At 70.7% G+C, this 18,870-nt stretch carries 14 protein-coding genes; 13 read left to right on the top strand and 1 reads right to left on the bottom strand.

Annotated features, from left to right (window positions below; translation table 11 throughout):
* Positions 1 to 25: 25 nt before the first annotated feature.
* From AC3E6M_RS11980 to AC3E6M_RS11945, 8 genes are all read left to right on the top strand, one after another.
* Positions 26 to 1,501: a helix-turn-helix transcriptional regulator gene (locus AC3E6M_RS11980; RefSeq protein WP_138176255.1), complete on the top strand. Its 1,476-nt coding sequence runs from the start codon at positions 26 to 28 to the stop codon at positions 1,499 to 1,501.
* Between the two features lie 206 nt (positions 1,502 to 1,707).
* Positions 1,708 to 3,345, top strand: a complete 1,638-nt coding sequence (locus tag AC3E6M_RS11975; RefSeq protein WP_490530028.1) for a glucoamylase family protein — start codon at positions 1,708 to 1,710, stop codon at positions 3,343 to 3,345.
* A gap of 71 nt (positions 3,346 to 3,416) precedes the next feature.
* Positions 3,417 to 4,022 carry a TetR/AcrR family transcriptional regulator gene (locus tag AC3E6M_RS11970; protein ID WP_490530027.1) on the top strand — a complete coding sequence of 202 codons (606 nt, stop codon included), beginning with the start codon at positions 3,417 to 3,419 and terminating at the stop codon, positions 4,020 to 4,022.
* A gap of 128 nt (positions 4,023 to 4,150) precedes the next feature.
* A complete protein-coding gene (locus AC3E6M_RS11965) occupies positions 4,151 to 5,413 on the top strand; it encodes an extracellular solute-binding protein (RefSeq protein WP_138176261.1) in 1,263 nt (420 codons plus the stop codon).
* 4 nt (positions 5,414 to 5,417) lie between these two features.
* Complete coding sequence (locus AC3E6M_RS11960) at positions 5,418 to 6,365, top strand: carbohydrate ABC transporter permease (RefSeq protein ID WP_138176263.1); 948 nt, start codon at positions 5,418 to 5,420, stop codon at positions 6,363 to 6,365.
* A gap of 11 nt (positions 6,366 to 6,376) precedes the next feature.
* Positions 6,377 to 7,276, top strand: coding sequence for a carbohydrate ABC transporter permease (locus AC3E6M_RS11955; protein ID WP_490530026.1), 900 nt, complete (start codon positions 6,377 to 6,379; stop codon positions 7,274 to 7,276).
* Between the two features lie 26 nt (positions 7,277 to 7,302).
* Entirely contained in the window at positions 7,303 to 9,192 is a 1,890-nt protein-coding gene (locus tag AC3E6M_RS11950) for a glycoside hydrolase family 3 protein (protein ID WP_490530025.1), read from the top strand.
* Entirely contained in the window at positions 9,189 to 10,322 is a 1,134-nt protein-coding gene (locus tag AC3E6M_RS11945; RefSeq protein WP_490530024.1) for a LacI family DNA-binding transcriptional regulator, read from the top strand. Before AC3E6M_RS11950 ends, AC3E6M_RS11945 begins: the two co-directional genes overlap by 4 nt.
* Positions 10,323 to 10,334: 12 nt before the next feature.
* Here AC3E6M_RS11945 and AC3E6M_RS11940 read toward each other — a convergent pair whose 3' ends face one another.
* Positions 10,335 to 11,855 (bottom strand): PucR family transcriptional regulator, encoded by a 1,521-nt coding sequence (locus AC3E6M_RS11940; protein WP_490530023.1) that lies wholly within the window; start codon positions 11,853 to 11,855, stop codon positions 10,335 to 10,337.
* A 104-nt stretch (positions 11,856 to 11,959) separates the two neighbouring features.
* On the opposite strand from AC3E6M_RS11940, the gene gabT reads away from it, so the two are divergent.
* The 5 genes from gabT to AC3E6M_RS11915 are packed head-to-tail and all read left to right on the top strand — an operon-like array spanning position 11,960 to position 18,705.
* Positions 11,960 to 13,318, top strand: a complete 1,359-nt coding sequence (gabT, locus tag AC3E6M_RS11935; protein ID WP_490530022.1) for a 4-aminobutyrate--2-oxoglutarate transaminase — start codon at positions 11,960 to 11,962, stop codon at positions 13,316 to 13,318.
* A gap of 56 nt (positions 13,319 to 13,374) precedes the next feature.
* Complete coding sequence (locus AC3E6M_RS11930) at positions 13,375 to 14,868, top strand: flavin monoamine oxidase family protein (protein ID WP_289508584.1); 1,494 nt, start codon at positions 13,375 to 13,377, stop codon at positions 14,866 to 14,868.
* Positions 14,865 to 15,764: a universal stress protein gene (locus AC3E6M_RS11925; RefSeq protein ID WP_138176277.1), complete on the top strand. Its 900-nt coding sequence runs from the start codon at positions 14,865 to 14,867 to the stop codon at positions 15,762 to 15,764. The genes AC3E6M_RS11930 and AC3E6M_RS11925 overlap by 4 nt, the downstream gene beginning before the upstream one ends.
* Positions 15,761 to 17,311 carry an APC family permease gene (locus tag AC3E6M_RS11920; RefSeq protein WP_138176279.1) on the top strand — a complete coding sequence of 517 codons (1,551 nt, stop codon included), beginning with the start codon at positions 15,761 to 15,763 and terminating at the stop codon, positions 17,309 to 17,311. The genes AC3E6M_RS11925 and AC3E6M_RS11920 overlap by 4 nt, the downstream gene beginning before the upstream one ends.
* A 32-nt stretch (positions 17,312 to 17,343) precedes the next feature.
* Positions 17,344 to 18,705 (top strand): NAD-dependent succinate-semialdehyde dehydrogenase, encoded by a 1,362-nt coding sequence (locus AC3E6M_RS11915; protein ID WP_490530020.1) that lies wholly within the window; start codon positions 17,344 to 17,346, stop codon positions 18,703 to 18,705.
* Positions 18,706 to 18,870: the final 165 nt, after the last annotated feature.

Here is an 18,870-nt window from a genome sequence, read left to right as displayed (position 1 = left end):
TCCGTTCTGGTGAGATCATCGCGACATGGACACCGGTGTCTCCCTGATCGACCCCGCCGACGCCCCCGACGATGAGGGGGTGGACGCTCTCACGATCGGCAAGCGCATCCGTCAGCTGCGCACGGCCCGCGGGCTGACGCTCGACGACCTCGCCGCGGCGGTGGGTCGCGCGCCCAGTCAGATGTCGATGATCGAGAACGGCCGCCGCGAAGCGAAGCTCACCCTGCTGCAGGCCATCGCGCGGGCCCTCGGCACGGGCCTGGACGCGCTCCTGGATGCCGAGCCGCTCGACGAGCGTGCCTCCCTCGAAGTCGCGGTCGAACGCGCGATGCGCGGGTCGACGTTCCAGGCGCTCGGCATCGCGCCGTTCCGCGTCGGCAAGACCGTGCCGGACGAGGCGCTCGCCGCGATGCTCGCCCTGCAGGCCGAGATCGAGCGGCTCCGCGACGAACGCTCCGCCACCCCGGAGGAGGCGCGACGCGCCAACGTCGCGCTGCGGCGACTCATGCGCACGCAGGACAACCACTTCCCGGAGCTCGAGCGCACGGCATCCGAGATCCTCACCGCCGTCGACCACCCGGGCGGTCCGCTCACGCAGCGCGCCGCGAGCGACATCGCCGCGTACCTCGGGTTCTCGCTCCACTACGTGCCCGACCTGCCGCAGACGACCCGCAGCATCGCCGACGTGAAGAACGGCCGGCTGTACCTGTCCACGCGCGTGGCCAAGGGCGACCCGCGTGCCGCGGTCCTGCAGGCGCTGTCGAGCCGCATGCTCGGGCACCGCGAGCCGACGAGCTACGGCGAGTTCTTGCGGCAGCGCGTGGAGACGAACTACCTCACCGGTGCCCTGCTCCTCCCCGAGGCGCACGTCGTGGCCGCCCTGAAGGAGGCCAAAGCGCGTCGCTCGCTCAGCATCGAGGACCTGCGCGACGCGTATTCGGTGTCGTACGAGACCGCGGCGCACCGGTTCACCAACCTCGCGACGGTGCATCTCGGCATCCCCGTGCACTTCCTCAAGGTGCACGAATCGGGCACGATCACCAAGGCATACGAGAACGACGACGTGAACTTCCCGACCGACCGGCTCGGGTCGATCGAGGGGCAGATGTGCTGCCGCCGGTGGACGAGCCGCGTCGTCTTCGACGAGGACGACCGCTTTAACCCGTACTACCAGTACACCGACACCGGCAACGGGACGTACTGGTGCACCGCCCGCGTGGAGCAGTCGAGCGAGGGTGCGCACTCGGTGAGCGTGGGGGTGCGCTTCGACGACACGAAGTGGTTCCGCGGGCGCGACACCCCCAACCGTGGCGTCTCGCGGCACGCGGTCGAAGTGTGCTGCCGCCGCCCTCCCGCGGAGCTCGAGACGGCGTGGCGCGACAACGCGTGGCCGAACGTCCGCACGCCGCGGACGCTGCTTGCGACCCTGCCGACGGGCGCGTTCCCCGGCGTCGACACGACCGAGGTGTACGAGTTCCTCGAGGCGCACGCGCCGAAGTGAGGCGAGGATCGGCCGTCGAGAGCGCACGATCCGGTCGAGCGCCCACGATCCGGTCGTCCACAACGTGGGTCCTCGGCTCGAACGTGAGCGCTCGGCGTGCGCGGCGATGCCGGGGACGATGCGGTTGCGAATAAACCGTACGCATGTAAGGTTTTGGGCACCGAGCTCCATCCCCCCCGGAGCGCTTTCGATGAGGAGAGCCCGTCATGAAGCACACCCGCTTGGCATCCACCGCGATCGTCGGACTCGTCGTCGGCGGACTCGCCGTCGCGTCACCCGCCGTCGCCGCTCCGCCTCCGCACGCGGGACCGCCTCCGCACGCGGGACCGCCCCCGCACGCGGGACCGCCCCCGCACGCCGGCGGCCCCGGGCACGCCGGCCCCGGCTCGCGCGAGCTGCAGCGTTACGCCGCCGACACCTGGACGTCGATGGCGGCGATGGCCCATGCGAACACGGGGTTGCCCGACGACAACATCGGTGGCGAACTGGACCCTGCGACGGCATCCGGCTACACCTCGCCGACCAACATCGGCGGATATCTGTGGTCGACCGTCACCGCGCGCGACCTCGGCATCATCGGCGCCGACGAGGCGCGCGACCGTCTCGCGGCGACCGTCTCGACCCTCGAGCGCATGGAGCGCAACGGCGGCAGCGGCATGTACTACAACTGGTACTCGCCGGAGACGGGCGCGAAGCTCGACATCTTCCCGACCTCGGGCGAGGTCATCCACCCGTTCTTGAGCACGGTCGACAACGGGTGGCTCGCCGCGGCGCTGCGCATCGTCCGCGAGGCCGAGCCGACGCTCGCCGACCGCGCCGATGCGCTGTATCGCTCGATGGACTTCTCGGCGTTCTTCGACACCGCCGGTGCGCCGGGGCTGCCCGCCGGCACCAACCGCGGCGGCTTCTGGGAGGCACCTCCCGGCGAGGGCTGCGCCGTCCCGGCCCCGATGTACAACGGCAGTGGCGAGCAGGCGTTCTACACGTGCCACCACTACGACACGACCGTGAGCGAGAGTCGCATCGCCACGTACCTCGGCATCGCCGAGGGCGGCATCCCGGCGACCGCGCTCTCAGGCACGCACCGCACGATGCCCGCGGGCTGCGACTGGGCCTGGCAGGAGCAGCTGCCGACGGGCGCAACGCGCACCTACGACGGGTTCGACGTCTATGAGGGCGTGTATTCCTACGACGGCATGTCGTTCGTGCCGAGCTGGGGTGGGAGCATGTTCGAGTCGCTCATGCCCGACCTGCTCGTCCCCGAGACCGAGTGGGGCCCGCACTCGTGGGCGAAGAACCACCCGATCACCGTCGAAGTTCAGAAGCGCCATGGCCTCCGCGAAGCCGGTTACGGCTACTGGGGCTTCTCGCCCGCGAGCAACCCGTTCGGCGGGTACGCGGAGTACGGCGTCGACATCGCCGGCATCCGGTCCGACGGGTACACCTCGGATGCCGAGAAGACCAACGTCGACATCGACCGCCCCGGCTGCACCGAAGGAACGAACCCCGACCCGACCTTCGGTGACGGCGTGGTGACACCGCACGCGGCGTTCCTCGCGCTGCCGTACGACCGTCCCGGCGTGCTGAAGAACCTGCGCGGGATCGAGAAGAAGCTCGGCGCGTACGGGCCGGGCGGGTTCTACGACGCTGTCGCCGTGAAGAGCGACACCGTCGCCGAGCGGTACCTGTCGCTGGATCAGTCGATGATCATGGCGGCCATCGGCAACGCACTGACCGGCGACACGCTGAAGGACTACTTCGTCGACGACGAGATGGAGCAGCGGCTGCGTCCCGCGATGGAGCAGCAGGTCTTCGGCTCGTCCTGGGGCGACCGTCGGCCCTGATCGCACGCGTCCGCGTCGATGCCCGGTACCCTCACGGGACCGGGCATCGGTGCGTGCGGAGGGAGACCCGGATGACGGGGGACGGGATGCCGCGCGCTCCTCGGGGCAGCTACGCGAAGGGCCAGGTACGGCGCCAGCGCATCGTCGATGAGGCCGTGCTGGTGTTCGGGCGCTCGGGGGTGACCAGCGGCTCGCTGCGCGAGGTGGCGAAGCGGGTGGGGCTGACCCCCGCCGGTGTGCTGCACCATTTCGCGACCAAGGAAGAGCTCTTCACCGAGGTGCTGCGGCAGCGCGATGAGCGCGTCCGCGCGGCCGCCGGCGACCCGGCCGAGCACACGCTCGTCGAACAGATGGCGAAGGTCGTCGCCCACAACGCCACGACCCGCGGCCTCACCTCGCTGTACACGGTGGTCGTCGCCGAGGCGAGCGATCCCGAGCATCCGGCGCACGCCTCCTTCGCCGCCCGCTACCGGGAGAGCGCCGCCCGCGCCGCGGAACTGCTGCGGGCCGGTCAAGCGGCGGGGGAGGTGCGCCCCGACATCGATCCCGACCGGGCGGCGCGGCTCTTGAGCGCCGTGATGGACGGCCTCCAGGAGCAGTGGCTGCTCGACGAGTCCGTCGACATGTCGGCGCACTTCGCCGAGTTCGTGCGGGGGTATCTGGAGCCGCCGGACTGAGGCTCCGGCATCCGGGTCCGTGCCGTTCGGGCGTTCGGCGGGCACCGGGTTGCCGCGTCGCAAGTTATGCGCTTAAATAGCCGACGACACCGCGCCCGATGTGGGGCGCCCGTTCGAGGAGGAACACCATGAGAAAGACCCGATGGAGTGCCGTCGCCGTCGTCGCGGCGGCCGCGATAGTGCTGACCGGGTGCGGACGCCCCTCCGACACCGGGGGCGGAGCAGCCGAAGCGTCCACGATCGGCGACGCGAAGGCCGAGGGCACCCTCACGATGTGGGCGATGGGTGCCGAGGGCGAGGCGCTGCCCGAGTTCGTGAAGACGTTCGAAGAGGCCAACCCCGGCGTCACGGTCGAGGTCACCCCCGTGCCGTGGGATGCCGCGTACAGCAAGTTCCAGACGGCGATCGCCGGCGGCAACACCCCCGACCTCGCCATGGTCGGCTCGACCTGGATGGCGGACTTCGGCGACGCGCTGCAGACCGTGCCCACTGATCTCTCCACCGACGGCATCTTCCCCGGCGCGGTCGCCTCGACGAAGATCGACGACCGTGCGACCGGCGTGCCGTGGTACGTCGACACCCGCGTGCTGTACTACCGCACCGATATCGCCGCTCAGGCCGGCTGGAACCAGGCGCCCACCACGTGGGACGAACTGAAGCAGATGGCCGCCGACATGCAGTCGAAGGGCGGCGCCGACTACGGCATCCGTCTTCCCGCCGGCAACGACTCGTTCCAGGGGAACCTGTGGATGCCGTGGTCCAACGGCGCAGAGCTGGAGGACGGCTCGAACTGGACCCTCGACACCCCCGAGATGGCCGAGGCGCTCGAGTACTACCAGAGCTTCTACACCGACGGTGTCGCCAACCCCGCGGCCGACCGCTCGGCGGGTGCTCAGGAGGCCGACTTCGTCTCGGGCGCCACACCGATGTTCATCGACGGACCGGCGTTCATCGGTCTGCTCAACGACCTCGGCGGCGAGGGCTTCGGCGACAAGATCTCGACCGCCGTGCTGCCCGCGAAGAAGTCGTCCACCTCGTTCAGCGGCGGCGCGAACCTCGCCGTGTTCGACAACTCCGACAATGCCGCCAGCGCGTGGAAGCTCGTGCAGTGGCTGACCGAGCCCGGCACCCAGGCAGCCTGGTACGAGGCGACCGGTGACCTCCCGGCCGTGCAGGATGCCTGGAAGTCCGACGCCCTGTCGTCGTCGAAGACCCTCGCCGCCTTCGGCACGCAGCTCGAGACCGCCCAGCCGGTGCCCGCCGTCACCACCTGGGTGCAGGTCGCCGCGGCGGGCGACGGGATGCTGGAGAAGATCCGCCTCGGTCAGCTGACCCCGGCGGACGGCCTGGCCGACCTGCAGAAGACCGCCGACTCGCTGGGTCTGGGCTGAGGCCATGACCCAGGCAGTCGTGGGCGCGACCGGGACGCGCGGCGTCCCCGGTCGCGCCCGGGCGGGCGGCGCAGGAAGCCGGCGCCGCCGTCAGGGATGGGTCGCGTGGGGCTTCGCCCTGCCGTTCGTCGCCGTCTTCGCGGTGTTCATGGTCGTCCCCATCGTCGGATCGTTCGCGATGTCGTTCACCGACTTCCGCGCGCGCGACATCCGCTCGCCGTTCTCGGTCAACTTCATCGGACTCGAGCAGTACGCCGCGGTGCTCGGCGACCCCGTCTTCCTGACCTCGCTCGGGGTGACCGCCACGTTCGTGGTGGTCGGCATCCCGGTGACCATGGCGATCGCGCTGGCCTTGGCGCTCGCGCTCAACGCCAGCCGCGGTCGCATCGTGTCGGTCCTGCGGGTCGGCTTCTACGCCCCCGTCGTGACGAGCATCGTCGCCGTCGCCGTCGTCTGGCGCTATATCCTCCAGCCCGAGGGGCTCCTGAACTCGGCCCTCGCGGTCATCGGCATCCAGGGTCCGGACTGGCTCAACGACACCTCGACGGCGCTCCCCTCGCTCATCGCGATGGCGGTGTGGCGCAACGTCGGAACGCTCATGGTGATCTTCCTCGCGGGGCTCCAGGCGATTCCTACCGATGTGAAGGAAGCGGCCCTCATGGACGGCGCCTCCGCGTGGCGACGCCTGACCTCGGTCACCCTGCCGCTGCTGCGGCCGACCCTGCTGCTGGGCGCCGTGCTGATCTCGGTCGGGTTCCTGCAGTTCTTCGAGGAGGCCTTCGTGATGACGCAGGGCGGCCCGCTCAACTCCACTCTCTCGGTGGCCTATTACACGTTCAAGCAGTTCGGCTTCGGTCAGTACGGCACCGCCTCGGCGGCCAGCTACCTGCTGTTCCTCGCGATCGCGCTGCTCAGCCTGCTGCAGTTCCGGCTGCTGCGCTCGAAGGATTGAGGGAGGATGCCATGACACTCACGTCCCCCACGGCTCCGGCCGTCGTCGCCGACACCGTCGAGCCGCCGCGCCGACGCCGTCGCTCCGAGAACCGCCTCACCCCCGGCCGCGCGCTCACCTACACCGTCCTGGTCCTCGGGCTCTTGGTGTGGATCGTGCCGTTCGTCTGGATGCTGCTGGGCTCGGTCAAGACCCAGCGCGAGATCCTGCAGCGCCCGCCCACGTGGTGGCCGCAGGAGTTCACGTGGGAGAACTTCGCCGCCTGGTTCGGACAGTTGAACTTCGGCCAGTTCTTCGGCAACAGCCTCCTCGTGGCCGTGGTCACCGTGGCCGGCAACCTCGTCTTCTGCTCGATGGTCGGGTATGCCCTGGCCAAGATGGACTTCCCCGGTAAGAAGGCCCTGTTCGTCGTCGTGATGGTGACACTCATGGTCCCGGGCGTCGTGACGTTCGTGCCGCTGTTCGTGATGGTCTCCTCGATCGGCCTCGTCGACACGTACGCCGCGTTGATCCTGCCGTTCGTCACGACGCCGCTGGGCGTGTTCCTGATGCGGCAGTTCATGCTCGGCATCCCGGATCCACTGCTCGAGGCCGCGCGCATCGACGGCGCGGGGGAGCTGCGCATCTTCGCCCGCATCGTGATGCCCCTGTGCGGCCCGCCGCTCGCGACCCTCGGCATCCTCACCTTCCTGGCGTCGTGGAACAACTTCCTCTGGCCCCTCGTGGCGGCCCAGACGCAGGGCAAGTACACCCTGCCCGTCGCGCTGTCGCTGTACTCGACCGGTCAGAACGCCACCGACTACGGCCTGCTCCTGGCCGGCTCGGTGCTGGTGATCGCGCCGATCATCCTGCTCTTCGTCTTCCTGCAGCGGTACTTCATCCAGGGCATCGCCTCGACCGGCCTGAAGTGACCCCGCGACCGATCCGAAAGGATGCCATGACCCCCCGCCACCTCACCTCCTCCGACGGCACCCGCTTCCGCGACCTCAACGGAAACGGCGTGATGGACCCGTACGAGGACCCGCGTCTCGGCGCCGACGTGCGCACCGAGGACCTCCTCGGGCGGCTGAGCCTCGAAGAGAAGTGTGGACTGATGTTCCAGACCGTCATCGAGGTCGGCGACGACGGCGAGCTGCTGGAGGCGCCGGGCAAGATCTCGAAGTCGCCGACCACGACCGTCGTCGTCGGCAAGAACATGACGCACTTCAACGTGCACGCGATCCGCACCGCCCGCCAGGCCGCCGAGTGGAACAACCGGCTGCAGGCGCTGGCCGAGACCACCCCCCATGGCATCCCGGTCACGATCAGCACCGATCCGCGTCACGCGTTCGTCGAGAACACCGGAGTCGCGTTCTCGGCCGGGCCGTTCTCGCAGTGGCCCGAGGGCCTCGGGCTCGCGGCCCTCGACGACGTCGAGACGGTGCGCGAATTCGCCGAGGTCGCGCGCCGTGAGTACCGGGCCGTCGGCATCCGCGCGGCGCTGCACCCCCAGATCGACCTGGCGACCGAGCCGCGGTGGGGGCGTCAGGCGCAGACCTTCGGACAGGATGCCGCTCGCGTGGCGGAGTTCACGGCGGCGTACCTGCGAGGGTTCCAGGGCGAGGAGCTCGGACCCGACAGCGTCGCGTGCACGACGAAGCACTTCCCGGGCGGTGGCCCGCAGCAGGGCGGCGAGGACGCGCACTTCCCGTACGGCCGTGAACAGGTGTACCCCGGCGGTCTGTTCGACTACCACCTCGAGCCGTTCCGTGAGGCGATCCGCCGCGGCACCGCAGGGATGATGCCGTACTACGGCATGCCCGTGGGCCTGCAGCTCGACGGCGAGCCGATCGAGGAGGTCGGCTTCGGGTACAACCGGCAGATCGTCACGGGCCTGCTGCGCGAGCAGCTCGGCTACGACGGCGTCGTCGTGACCGACTGGGAGCTCGTCAACGACAACCATGTCGGCGATCAGGTGCTGCCCGCGCGCGCTTGGGGCGTCGAGCACCTCACGGCGATCGAGCGCATGGAGAAGATCCTGGATGCCGGAGCCGACCAGTTCGGCGGCGAGGAGTGCGTCGACATGCTCATCGACCTCGTCCGCTCCGGTCGGGTGTCCGAGGAGCGGATCGATGCCTCGGCGCGCCGCCTGCTGCGGGTGAAGTTCGCCCTCGGGCTGTTCGACGACCCGTACGTCGACGTCGAGGAGGCCGAGCGGATCGTCGGCAACGCCGAGTTCCGGGCGCTCGGCGAGCACGCGCAGTCACGCTCGCTCACGGTGCTGGTGAACGAGGAGCGGGTGGGCGTTCCGACCCTGCCGCTGCGCGCCTCCGGCACGGTGTACGTCGAGGGCTTCCGCCCCGAGGACGTCGCCGAGCTCGGTGCGGTCGTCGACGACCCGGCGGTCGCCGATGTCGCGCTCGTGCGCATCGGCGCGCCTTTCGACCCCCGCGACGACCTCTTCCTCGAGGCGTGGTTCCACCAGGGGTCCCTCGAGTTCGCGCCGGGCCTCGTGTACCGGCTGCAGCAGATCGCGGCATCCTGCCCGCTCGTGCTCGTGGTGAACCTCGACCGTCCGGCGATCCTCACGCCGTTCGTGGGACACGCCGCGGCGATCGTCGCGGACTACGGCAGCTCCGCGCGGGCGGTGCTCGACGCCCTGACGGGGCGCGTCGCCCCGCGCGGACGCCTGCCGATCGAGATCCCGCGGTCGATGGATGCCGTCCGAGCCTCGCGCGAGGATGTACCGTCGGACACCGGCGACCCCGTCTTCCCCGTGCACTTCGGACTCGATCTGGCGGGCGTGGAGGACGAGCCGGAACCGATGAGGGGGTACGCGCACCGATGAGCGAAGCGGACGCGACGAGACGACCGACCGTCTACGACGTGGCACAGGAGGCCCAGGTCTCGATCGCCTCGGTGTCGTTCGCGTTCCGCCGCCCCGACAAGCTCAGCGACGCCACGCGCGAGCGCGTGCTCGAGGCCGCGCGGCGTCTGGGGTACGCCCCCAGCGCAGCGGCCCGTGGTCTCGCGCACGGCCGCACCGGATCCCTCGGTCTGCACGCCTTCGACCTGCTGCTCGAGCGCGCCGACCCCATCGCCCAGTCCACCCCCCTGACGGGCCTGGCGGCGCCCCGCCTGGATGCCGACGGCGTCATCCCGTGGAACCAGACGGACGACGATGTGCTGTCCGATCCCCGGGCGTTCCCGCTGTACGTCGACGAGGTCCAGCGCGGCTTCGAGCTGGAGTGCTGGGCCCTGGGCCGCCCCGTGATGCTCAGCAGCGGCGCGGGCACCGATGTGTCCGTCGCCGACACCGCCGGCCGCGTCGACGGGCTGGCGATCTTCCCCTCGCCGCAGACGGCCCCCGCGCTCGCCCGGTACGCCCCGACCATCCCGATCGTGCTGTTCAGCGCCGCGCCCGGCGACGATCATCATCACCGGGTGCGCGTGGACAACGCCGCCGGCATGCGGGCGCTCGCCGAGCATCTGGCGGGGGAGCACGGCATCCGGGACATCGCCTTCGTCGGGCGTCCCGAGTCGTCCGACACGGCGGAACGCCTCGCGGGTGTCCGTGCGGGGCTGGCCGACCTCGGCATCGCGCTGCGTCCGGACGTGGTGGATGCCACCGTGCGCGGCGAAGACGAGCTGATCCCGCAGCTGCGCGCGCTCATCGCCGATGGGCGGATGCCGCGCGCCCTCGTGTGCGCGACCGATCAGCACGCGTTCGCGGTGCTGGACGCGCTCGCCGCCGAGGGCCTCCGTGTGCCGGACGATGTCGTGGTCACGGGGTTCGACGGCACGCTCGCGGCCCGGCTGAGCAGCCCGCCGCTCACGACCGTGCGGCAGCCGATGGAGGCGATGGGGCGCGCGGCGGCCCGGATCCTGGCGGGTGTCGCAGGCCCCGCCGACCGCCCCTTCGACGTGGTGTTCGAACCGAGGCTCGTCGTCCGGGCGAGCTGCGGCTGCGCGGCCTGAAACGGCCGACGCTCAGGGCTGTTGCACGCGGAGCGCCGCCCACAGCTCGGCGCGGGTGGCGAACGAGCCGAGGTCGCGCTCGAGCAGACGCTCGGCCAGGGCCAACCGGGTGCGCACCGTGTGCCGGTGCACGCCGAGGGACTGCGCCGTCGCCTCGTGCGAGCAGTCGTGATCGAGCCACGCCCGCAGCGTCTCGATGAGCCGTGAGCCCTCGGCGTCGTCGTGCGCGGTCAACGGCGCCAGCTCGGCGGCCGCCAGGGTCGGCGCCTCGGGACCGAGCGCCGACAGCACGCCCGAGGCCGCGACCTCGCCGAAGCTCGTGACCGCGCTGCGCCCGCGGTCGCGCGCGACGCGCGCCTGCTCGACGGCGGCGGCGAAACGGTCGTACCCGGTGGGACCGGACACGCCTATCCGGGCCCCGAACCGTTCGGCGGCCTCGTCGATCGCCTGGCGCTCATCCGCGGGGACGACGATGACGACGCCGTCGTCGGCGCGGCCGAAGAACACGGCCCCGCGACGTTCCTCCGCCCGGAGCTCGAGCAGCTCGACGAGGCCGCCGCTGCGGGTCGAGGCCGCGTCGGTGAGGGCGACGACGATCGGGGCCGGAGGCAGCGGTCCCCAGGCGTCGCGGGCGATGCGGCGCGCGAGGGCCGGGTCGTCCGTCAGGAGGGACTGCACGAGCCCCGCACGCAGAGCCCCCCGTGCCCGGCCGAGGCACTGGTGCTGCTCGAAGGCGAGGCCGGCCATCGCGATCACGGCCGTCACGACGCCGCGGCCCTCGTGATCGAGCTCTCCGGCGGCGATCGCGATGACGCCGCGCAGGTGTCCGCCGCGCCCCAGCGTCTGGAGCGTGAAGGGCCGCCCGCCGATGCGGAGGGAGGATGCCGCGCGCGCTCCGCGCCGCAGCACCGAGGCGACCTCGGCGCTCAGCGCGCCCGACATTGCCGCGTCCAGGTCGCCGGCGGGGTGCTCGCGCGTGAGCTCGCCGGCCGCGTCGTACAGCCCCACCCACGTCCCGAGCTGCCGGGCCAGTTCGGCGAGGGTCGCCCCCAGCCCGTCGGGGCGGAGTGCCGCGAGCGCGATCGCGCGCTGTGCCGACAGCGCCCACGTGCGGCGGCCGAAGGCCTCGGCGGCGATCGCCTCGGCGTTGGCACGGGCGACGGCGATGAACGGCGTGCGGTACGGCACCTCGAACAGCACCAGCCCGGCCGCACGGCAGGCCGCGGCGAGCTCGGGAGGGATGCCGTCGCGTACGACCTCCGTACCGAAGCCGAGACCGGCGACGCCGCGGGCCGTGAGCCGTTGGACGTAGTCCTCGGCGGAGGTGGCATCCCGGCCCTGGAACTGGGTGCCCGTGGTCAGGAGCACCTGGCCGTCCGAGAGGAAGGGAGTGGGATCGGCGAGGTCGCTGCTGTGCACCCAGCGCACCGGACGGTCGAGCGCCTCGGGGGCGACGTCGTCGTTCTCGAGGCGCAAGTGCAGGTCGGTGCGGCGCAGCAGTGCGCCCAGAGTGGGGATGTCGGTGGCGTCCATGAGGGCTTTCGCGAGGTCATGCTGTACGTCTCGTACAGCCGGGTATCCAGAATGTACAGGACGGAGGGTGCCTGGCTGCGGTGGCGTTCCCTACGCTCCCGAGCATGACCGCACCGCACACCGTCACCGCGCCCCCCGTCGGCGGACCCTCCCTCCCTCAGGAGCGCCGCCTGGTCACGAGCATCCCCGGCCCCCGTTCGCACGAGCTCCTCGAGCGAAAAGCCGCGGCCGTCTCCGCCGGCGTCGGTCACACCGCCCCGATCCACGCCGTGGCCGCCGGCGGCGGAGTCATCGTCGACGCCGACGGCAACTCGCTCATCGATCTCGGGTCCGGAATCGCCGTGACCACGGTGGGCAACGCCCACCCGGCCGTCGTGGCGGCCGTGCAGGAGCAAGTGGCCGCGTTCACGCACACGTGCTTCATGGTCGCGCCCTACGACTCCTACGTGAGCGTCGCCGAGGCGCTCAACCGCCTCACCCCCGGCGACCACGCCAAGAAGAGCGCGCTGTTCAACTCCGGCGCCGAGGCGGTCGAGAACGCGATCAAGATCGCCCGCAAGCACACCGGCCGTCAGGCCGTGGTCGCCTTCGACCACGCCTACCACGGACGCACCAACCTCACGATGGCGCTGACCGCCAAGAGCATGCCGTACAAGAGCGGGTTCGGGCCCTTCGCGTCGGAGGTCTACCGCGCGCCCATGTCGTACCCGTTCCGCGACGGGCTCTCCGGCACCGAGGCCGCCGCCCGTGCGATCTCGATCATCGAGAAGCAGATCGGCGCCGACAACCTCGCCGCGGTCCTCATCGAACCCATCCAGGGCGAGGGCGGGTTCATCGTCCCCGCCGAGGGCTTCCTCCCGGCGCTCGTCGACTGGTGCCGTGCCAACGATGTCGTCTTCATCGCCGACGAGGTGCAGTCCGGGTTCGCCCGTACCGGCGCGATGTTCGCCTCCGACCTCTTCGGCATCGTCCCCGACCTCATCACCACCGCGAAGGGCATCGCCGGCGGTCTGCCGTTGGCCGCCGTCACCGGTCGTGCCGACATCATGGATGCCTCCCACACGGGCGGCCTCGGCGGCACGTACGGCGGCAACCCGATCGCGTGCGCGGCCGCTCTGGCCGCGATCGACGCGTTCGAGAACGACGGCCTCTTGGAGCGCGCTCAGGAGATCGGCGAGATCCTCACCTCGCGCCTGACCCGCCTGCAGCAGGATGACCCGCGCATCGGCGACATCCGTGGTCGCGGCGCGATGATCGCGGCCGAGTTCGTCGACCCGGCCACGGGCGCTCCCGACGCCGCCCTCACCGGGGCTGTGGCCAAAGCCGCGATCGCCGAGGGAGTCATCGTCTTGACGTGCGGAACCTACGGCAACGTCATCCGCTTCCTTCCGCCGCTCTCGATCGGGGACGACCTCCTCCACGAGGGCATCGACGTGGTGGCCGGCGTGCTCGCCCGCCACTGAACACCAGACCCGAGGGGGCGGCATACGACCCGAACGAGCCGCCCCCTCGTCGCACCATCCGGGTCACCGACGCAGAGAGAGAAGATTTCATGGACGAGATCACGCGTGACGTCGTCGTCATCGGCGCGGGGGCCGCGGGCCTGACCGCCGCGAACGACCTGCGCAAAGCCGGTTTGTCGGTCGTCGTGCTCGAGGCGCGCGACCGCGTCGGCGGGCGCCTGTGGACCGACGTCGTCGACGGGGCCATGCTCGAGATCGGTGGACAGTGGGTCTCGCCCGATCAGCAGGCCCTCATCGACACCGTGGCCGACCTCGGTTTGACGACCTTCAGCCGCTACCGCGAGGGCGACAGCGTCTACGTCGGCCCCGACGGCGTCGCGAAGCGCTTCACGGGGGAGATGTTCCCGGTGGCGCCCGAGACCGAGGCGAGAATCGACGAGATCACCGCGCGCCTGGATGCCATGGTCGCCGAGATCGACCCCGACAAGCCGTGGGAGCACCCGAAGGCCGAGGAGTGGGACAAGATCTCGTGGGACGCGTGGCTGCGCGAGCAGACCGACGACGACGAGGCCGTGCGCAATCTCGCCTTCGCCACCGGATCGGCGATGCTCACCAAGCCGACGCACACGTTCTCTCTCCTGCAGTCCCTGCTCATGGCGGCATCCGCGGGCTCGTACTCGCACCTCGTCGACGCCGACTTCATCCTCGACAAGCGCGTCGTGGGCGGTCTGCAGCAGGTGCCCGAGCTGCTCGCCGAGCGTCTGGGCGACGACGTGCTGCTCAACCAGCCCGTGCGCCGCATCATCTGGGGGCCCGAGTCCGTGGCGCCGGACCGACCCGCGGATTCGGTGACCGGACGCCGGGTCGACGACCTGCGCGCGCTCACCGCACGTGTCGAGGCCGCGAAGTCCTCCTCGTCGGGCGTCACCGTGATCGCCGACGGCGTCACCGTGCGGGCCCGCTTCGCGATCCTCGCGCTCGCGCCCGTGCTGTACCCGCGCATCTCGTTCGAGCCGCCGCTGCCGCGCTTGCAGCACCAGATGCACCAGCACATCTCGATGGGCTTCGTCATCAAGGTGCACGCCGTCTACGACCGCCCGTTCTGGCGCGAGCAGGGGCTCTCGGGTACCGCGTTCAGCCCCTACGAGCTCTCCCACGAGGCGTACGACAACACCAACCACGGCGACGAGCGCGGCACCCTGGTGGGCTTCGTCTCGGACCAGAACGCCGACGACCTCTTCCAGATCAGCGCCGAGGAGCGCAAGGAGCGCATCCTCGAGTCGCTCTCGCACTACTACGGCCCCGAAGCCAAGAACCCGGTCGTCTACTACGAGAGCGACTGGGGCACCGAGGAGTGGACCCGGGGCGCGTACGCCGCGAGCTTCGACATGGGCGGTCTGAACCGCTACGGCGCCGACCTGCGCGAGCCCATCGGCCCGATCCACCTCGCGTGCAGCGACATGGCCGGTGCCGGCTACCAGCACGTGGACGGTGCGATCCGCCAGGGTCGCCGTGCCGCCGACGAGATCCTCGAACGGGCACGCCGATGACCGCGCCGGTGGTCGTCGGATACACCGCGACCGACACGGGTGCCGACGCCCTCGCGCTCGGCATCCGTCTGGCCCGGGCCATCCAGGCCCCGCTCGAGGTCGTCCTCGTCCTGCCCGACGACGCGCGCAGCGTCATCACCCCGCCCGACGCCTCCTACGCCCGTCTCGTCCGCGAGCAGGCCGAGCAGTGGCTCGGCGACGCGGCGACCGTGATCCGGGATGCCGTGCCCCACCGCGAGCACCTTCGTCACGGCGACTCGTTCGCCGAGGGGCTCGTCGCGTTCGCGGACGAGATCGGCGCCGGGTACATCGTCGTGGGCGCGGCCAACGGCGGTCTCCGCGGCCGGCATCGTCTGGGGACGGTCGCGTCCGAGCTCTTGCATTCCTCCGACGTCCCCGTCGTCCTCGCCCCCGAGGGCTCGCGGCGCGTCGACCCGGCGGTCGGCATCAGCCGGATCACCGCCGCGATCGGTAGCCGTCCCGGCGCCGACGTGCTGCGCGAGGAGAGCGTCGCGCTCGCCGCCGCGGCATCCGTCCCGCTGCGCCTGCTGTCGCTCATCACGGTCGACCTGCCCCCGGGGCTGCAGACCGGCGCCATCCGCATCGCCGGGGCCGCCCACGCCGAGGACGTGCTGTCGCAGGCGCAGTCCGCGCTGCCCGCCGACATCGCGGCCGAGGTCCTCGTCGCCGATGGCGAGGACATCGAAGAGGCCGTGCGCGACCTGCCCTGGGATCCCGCCGAGCTCGTGATGGTCGGCAGCAGCCGCCTCGCACAGCCGCGACGGCTGTTCCTCGGTTCGACCGCGGCGAAGATGCTGCACGAACTGCCCGTACCCCTCGTCGTCGTGCCACGCAGTCGTGCCGACGTCTCGTCCTCGGAAGGAACGCGGCCATGACCGCACCCGCACCCACGACCGGCAGCGACGCCGGCGGCCTGTCGAAGAAGGGTCTGAGCGCCGGAACCATCGGCCTGCTCGGCGCCGTCGTCATCGGCATCTCGTGCATCGCCCCCGCCTACACGTTCACCGCCGCGATCGGCCCCACGGTCGGAGCCGTCGGCGTGCAGGTGCCGGCCATCATCCTGGTCGGGTTCATCCCGATGCTGCTCGTGGCCTTCGGCTATCGCGAACTGAACAACCGGATGCCCGACTCGGGCACGTCGTTCACCTGGGCGGCCCGCGCGTTCGGGCCGTGGATCGGCTGGATGGCCGGGTGGGGCCTCATCGCCGCCACCGTCATCGTGCTGTCCAACCTCGCCGGCATCGCCGTCGACTTCCTGTTCCTCCTGATCTCGCAGCTGACCGGGCAGCCCGGCATCGCGGATCTGGCATCCAACCTGCCCATCAACATCGCGGTCTGCCTGCTGTTCGTCCTCGGGGCGACGGTGGTGTCCTACCGCGACATGCAGACCACCCAGAAGCTGCAGTACGTGCTCGTGGGCTTCCAGGTCATCGTGCTCGTGGTGTTCGCGGTCGTCGCGATCGTGCACGTCGTGAGCGGGGATGCCTACGACCCCACGCCCGTCGACTGGTCGTGGTTCAACCCGTTCGCGGTGTCGTCGTTCAGCGCGTTCGCCGCGGGCGTCTCGCTGTCGATCTTCATCTTCTGGGGGTGGGACGTCACCCTCACGATGAACGAGGAGACGAAGGACCCCGAGAAGACGCCCGGGCGGGCGGCGACCATCACGGTCGTCACCATCGTCTCGCTGTACCTGCTGCTGGCGGTGTCGATGATCATGTTCGCCGGCATCGGCGACGGCGAGTTCGGGCTGGGGAACCCCGACATCCAGGACAACGCGTTCTTCGCGCTGGCCGGTCCCATCCTCGGTCCCTTCGCGGCCTTCGTCTCGCTCGCGGTGCTCACCAGCTCGGCATCCTCGCTCCAGTCGACATTCGTCGGCCCGGCCCGCACCCTGCTGGCGATGGGGCACTACGGCGCCCTGCCGCCGAAGTTCGCCGCGGTCAGCCCGCGGTTCTTCACCCCGGGGTACGCCACGATCGTCTCCGCCGTCGTCGCCGCGGGCTTCTACGCGGTCATGCGCGTCGTGAGCGTCAACGTGCTCTCGGACACGATCCTGACGCTCGGCATCATGATCTGCTTCTACTACGGGCTCACGGCCTTCGCCTGCGTCTGGTACTTCCGCAAGCAGTGGTTCGACTCCGCGCGCAACGTGTTCTTCACGTTCCTGTTCCCGCTCGTCGGCGGTGTCATCCTGGCCGTGATCTTCGTCACCACGCTCATCGACAGCATGAACCCCGAGTACGGCAGCGGGTCGGAGATCGGCGGGGTCGGCCTGGTGTTCGTCCTCGGCGTGACCATCATCGTGCTCGGGGCGGTCATCATGGTGGTGCAGTACTTCCGCCGTCCGGCGTTCTTCCGCGGCGAGACGCTCGCCACCGACGCCCCGCCCAGCGCCCGCCGCGCGCGCCACCTGGCGCAGTGACCTTCGACCACGACACGAAAACGGGAGCCCACATGAGCGACTACGCCGTCATCAACCCCGCCACGGGGGAGACCCTCGCCGAGTACGACACCCTCTCCGACGCCGGCGTCGAGGCCGCCCTCGCCGCCGCGCACGACGGCTATCGCGCTTGGTCGCGGACGGCCCCGGCCCAGCGCGCCGAGGCCCTGCGCCGCGTCGCGCAGCTGCACCGCGAGCGCCGCGACGATCTCGCCGCGATCATCGTGCGCGAGATGGGCAAGCCCCTCGAGGCCGCCCTCGGCGAAGTGGATTTCGCTGCCGACATCACCGAGTACTACGCCGACAACATCGAGCGGATCACCGGCGACACCCCGATCGACATCCTGGGGGAGGGCACCGCGGTCATCCGCCGCTCGGGCCTCGGGCCGCTGCTGGGGATCATGCCGTGGAACTTCCCGTACTACCAGGTGGCCCGCTTCGCGGCGCCCAACATGGCGGTGGGCAACAGCATCCTGCTCAAGCACGCGCCGCAGTGCCCCGAGTCGGCTGAGGCGCTGCAGCTGATCTACCGCGACGCGGGGCTCCCGGAAGGGGCCTACGTCAACATCCGGGTGACCAACGACCAAGCGGCGACGATCATCGCCGACCGGCGCGTGCAGGGTGTGTCGGTGACCGGCTCCGAGCGCGCCGGCGCGGCCGTCGCCGAAATCGCCGGTCGCAACCTCAAGAAGGTCGCGCTCGAGCTCGGCGGGTCCGACCCGTTCATCCTGCTCTCCACCGACGACCTCGACGCCGCGGTGCAGGCGGCGGCCGACGCGCGGCTGGACAACAACGGCCAGTCCTGCAACGGCGCCAAGCGCTTCCTCGTCGTCGACGAGCTGTACGACGAGTTCCTGGCGAAGTTCCGCACGGCCCTCGGCGAGGCGAAGGTCGGCGACCCGTTCGCCGAGGACACCGTGCTCGGGCCCCTCTCCTCGCTCGCCGCGGCGGAGCGCCTCGACGAGCAGGTGCAGCGCGCGGTGGCTCAGGGCGCCACGCTGGAGGTCGGCGGCACGCGCGACGGCGCGTTCTTCCCGGGCACGGTGCTCACCGATGTCACTCCCGAGATGGATGCCTACCGTGAGGAGTTCTTCGGACCCGTGGCGACGGTGTACCGCGTGTCGGGGGAGGACGAGGCGGTCGCCATCGCGAACGACACCGGCTTCGGTCTCGGTTCCTACGTGTTCACGACGGATGCCGCGCAGGCCGAGCGCATCGCTGAGCGCATCGAGGCCGGGATGGTCTACGTCAACCTCGTGCTCGCCGACTCGCCCGAGCTCCCGTTCGGCGGGGTCAAGCGCAGCGGCACCTCGCGGGAGCTGGGCCTTCTCGCGGCCGATGAGTTCGTGAACAAGAAGCTCATCCGCACGGCCTAGGTCGTGTCCATCCCCCGGCGCGGTTCGCCACGTCGGGGGACATGGCATAGACTGGATCGTGCAGGAGAAATCTGCATTCTTTCGCCGTGCCCCGTGCACAGGCGGCATCCCTCCCCGAGAGATTCCTGGCGAAAGTGTGTCGGTTTCGCATCCCGGATCCCTTGA

Source organism: Microbacterium sp. SCPM-O-B-15248 (M128) (assembly GCF_058214835.1).
The sequence above is the reverse complement of the archived record's forward strand: the minus strand, read 5'-3'. Positions and strand labels throughout refer to the sequence as shown.

Bases quoted from the DNA above. Each gene is read 5' to 3' on its own strand.
- AC3E6M_RS11960 (WP_138176263.1), top strand. From the start codon at position 5,418: ATGACCCAGGCAGTCGTGGGCGCGACCGGGACGCGCGGCGTCCCCGGT.
- AC3E6M_RS11915 (WP_490530020.1), top strand. From the start codon at position 17,344: ATGAGCGACTACGCCGTCATCAACCCCGCCACGGGGGAGACCCTCGCC.
- AC3E6M_RS11950 (WP_490530025.1), top strand. From the start codon at position 7,303: ATGACCCCCCGCCACCTCACCTCCTCCGACGGCACCCGCTTCCGCGAC.
- AC3E6M_RS11955 (WP_490530026.1), top strand. From the start codon at position 6,377: ATGACACTCACGTCCCCCACGGCTCCGGCCGTCGTCGCCGACACCGTC.
- AC3E6M_RS11925 (WP_138176277.1), top strand. From the start codon at position 14,865: ATGACCGCGCCGGTGGTCGTCGGATACACCGCGACCGACACGGGTGCC.
- AC3E6M_RS11970 (WP_490530027.1), top strand. From the start codon at position 3,417: ATGACGGGGGACGGGATGCCGCGCGCTCCTCGGGGCAGCTACGCGAAG.
- AC3E6M_RS11920 (WP_138176279.1), top strand. From the start codon at position 15,761: ATGACCGCACCCGCACCCACGACCGGCAGCGACGCCGGCGGCCTGTCG.
- AC3E6M_RS11975 (WP_490530028.1), top strand. From the start codon at position 1,708: ATGAAGCACACCCGCTTGGCATCCACCGCGATCGTCGGACTCGTCGTC.
- AC3E6M_RS11965 (WP_138176261.1), top strand. From the start codon at position 4,151: ATGAGAAAGACCCGATGGAGTGCCGTCGCCGTCGTCGCGGCGGCCGCG.
- AC3E6M_RS11980 (WP_138176255.1), top strand. From the start codon at position 26: ATGGACACCGGTGTCTCCCTGATCGACCCCGCCGACGCCCCCGACGAT.
- AC3E6M_RS11940 (WP_490530023.1), bottom strand. From the start codon at position 11,855: ATGGACGCCACCGACATCCCCACTCTGGGCGCACTGCTGCGCCGCACC.
- AC3E6M_RS11945 (WP_490530024.1), top strand. From the start codon at position 9,189: ATGAGCGAAGCGGACGCGACGAGACGACCGACCGTCTACGACGTGGCA.
- gabT (WP_490530022.1), top strand. From the start codon at position 11,960: ATGACCGCACCGCACACCGTCACCGCGCCCCCCGTCGGCGGACCCTCC.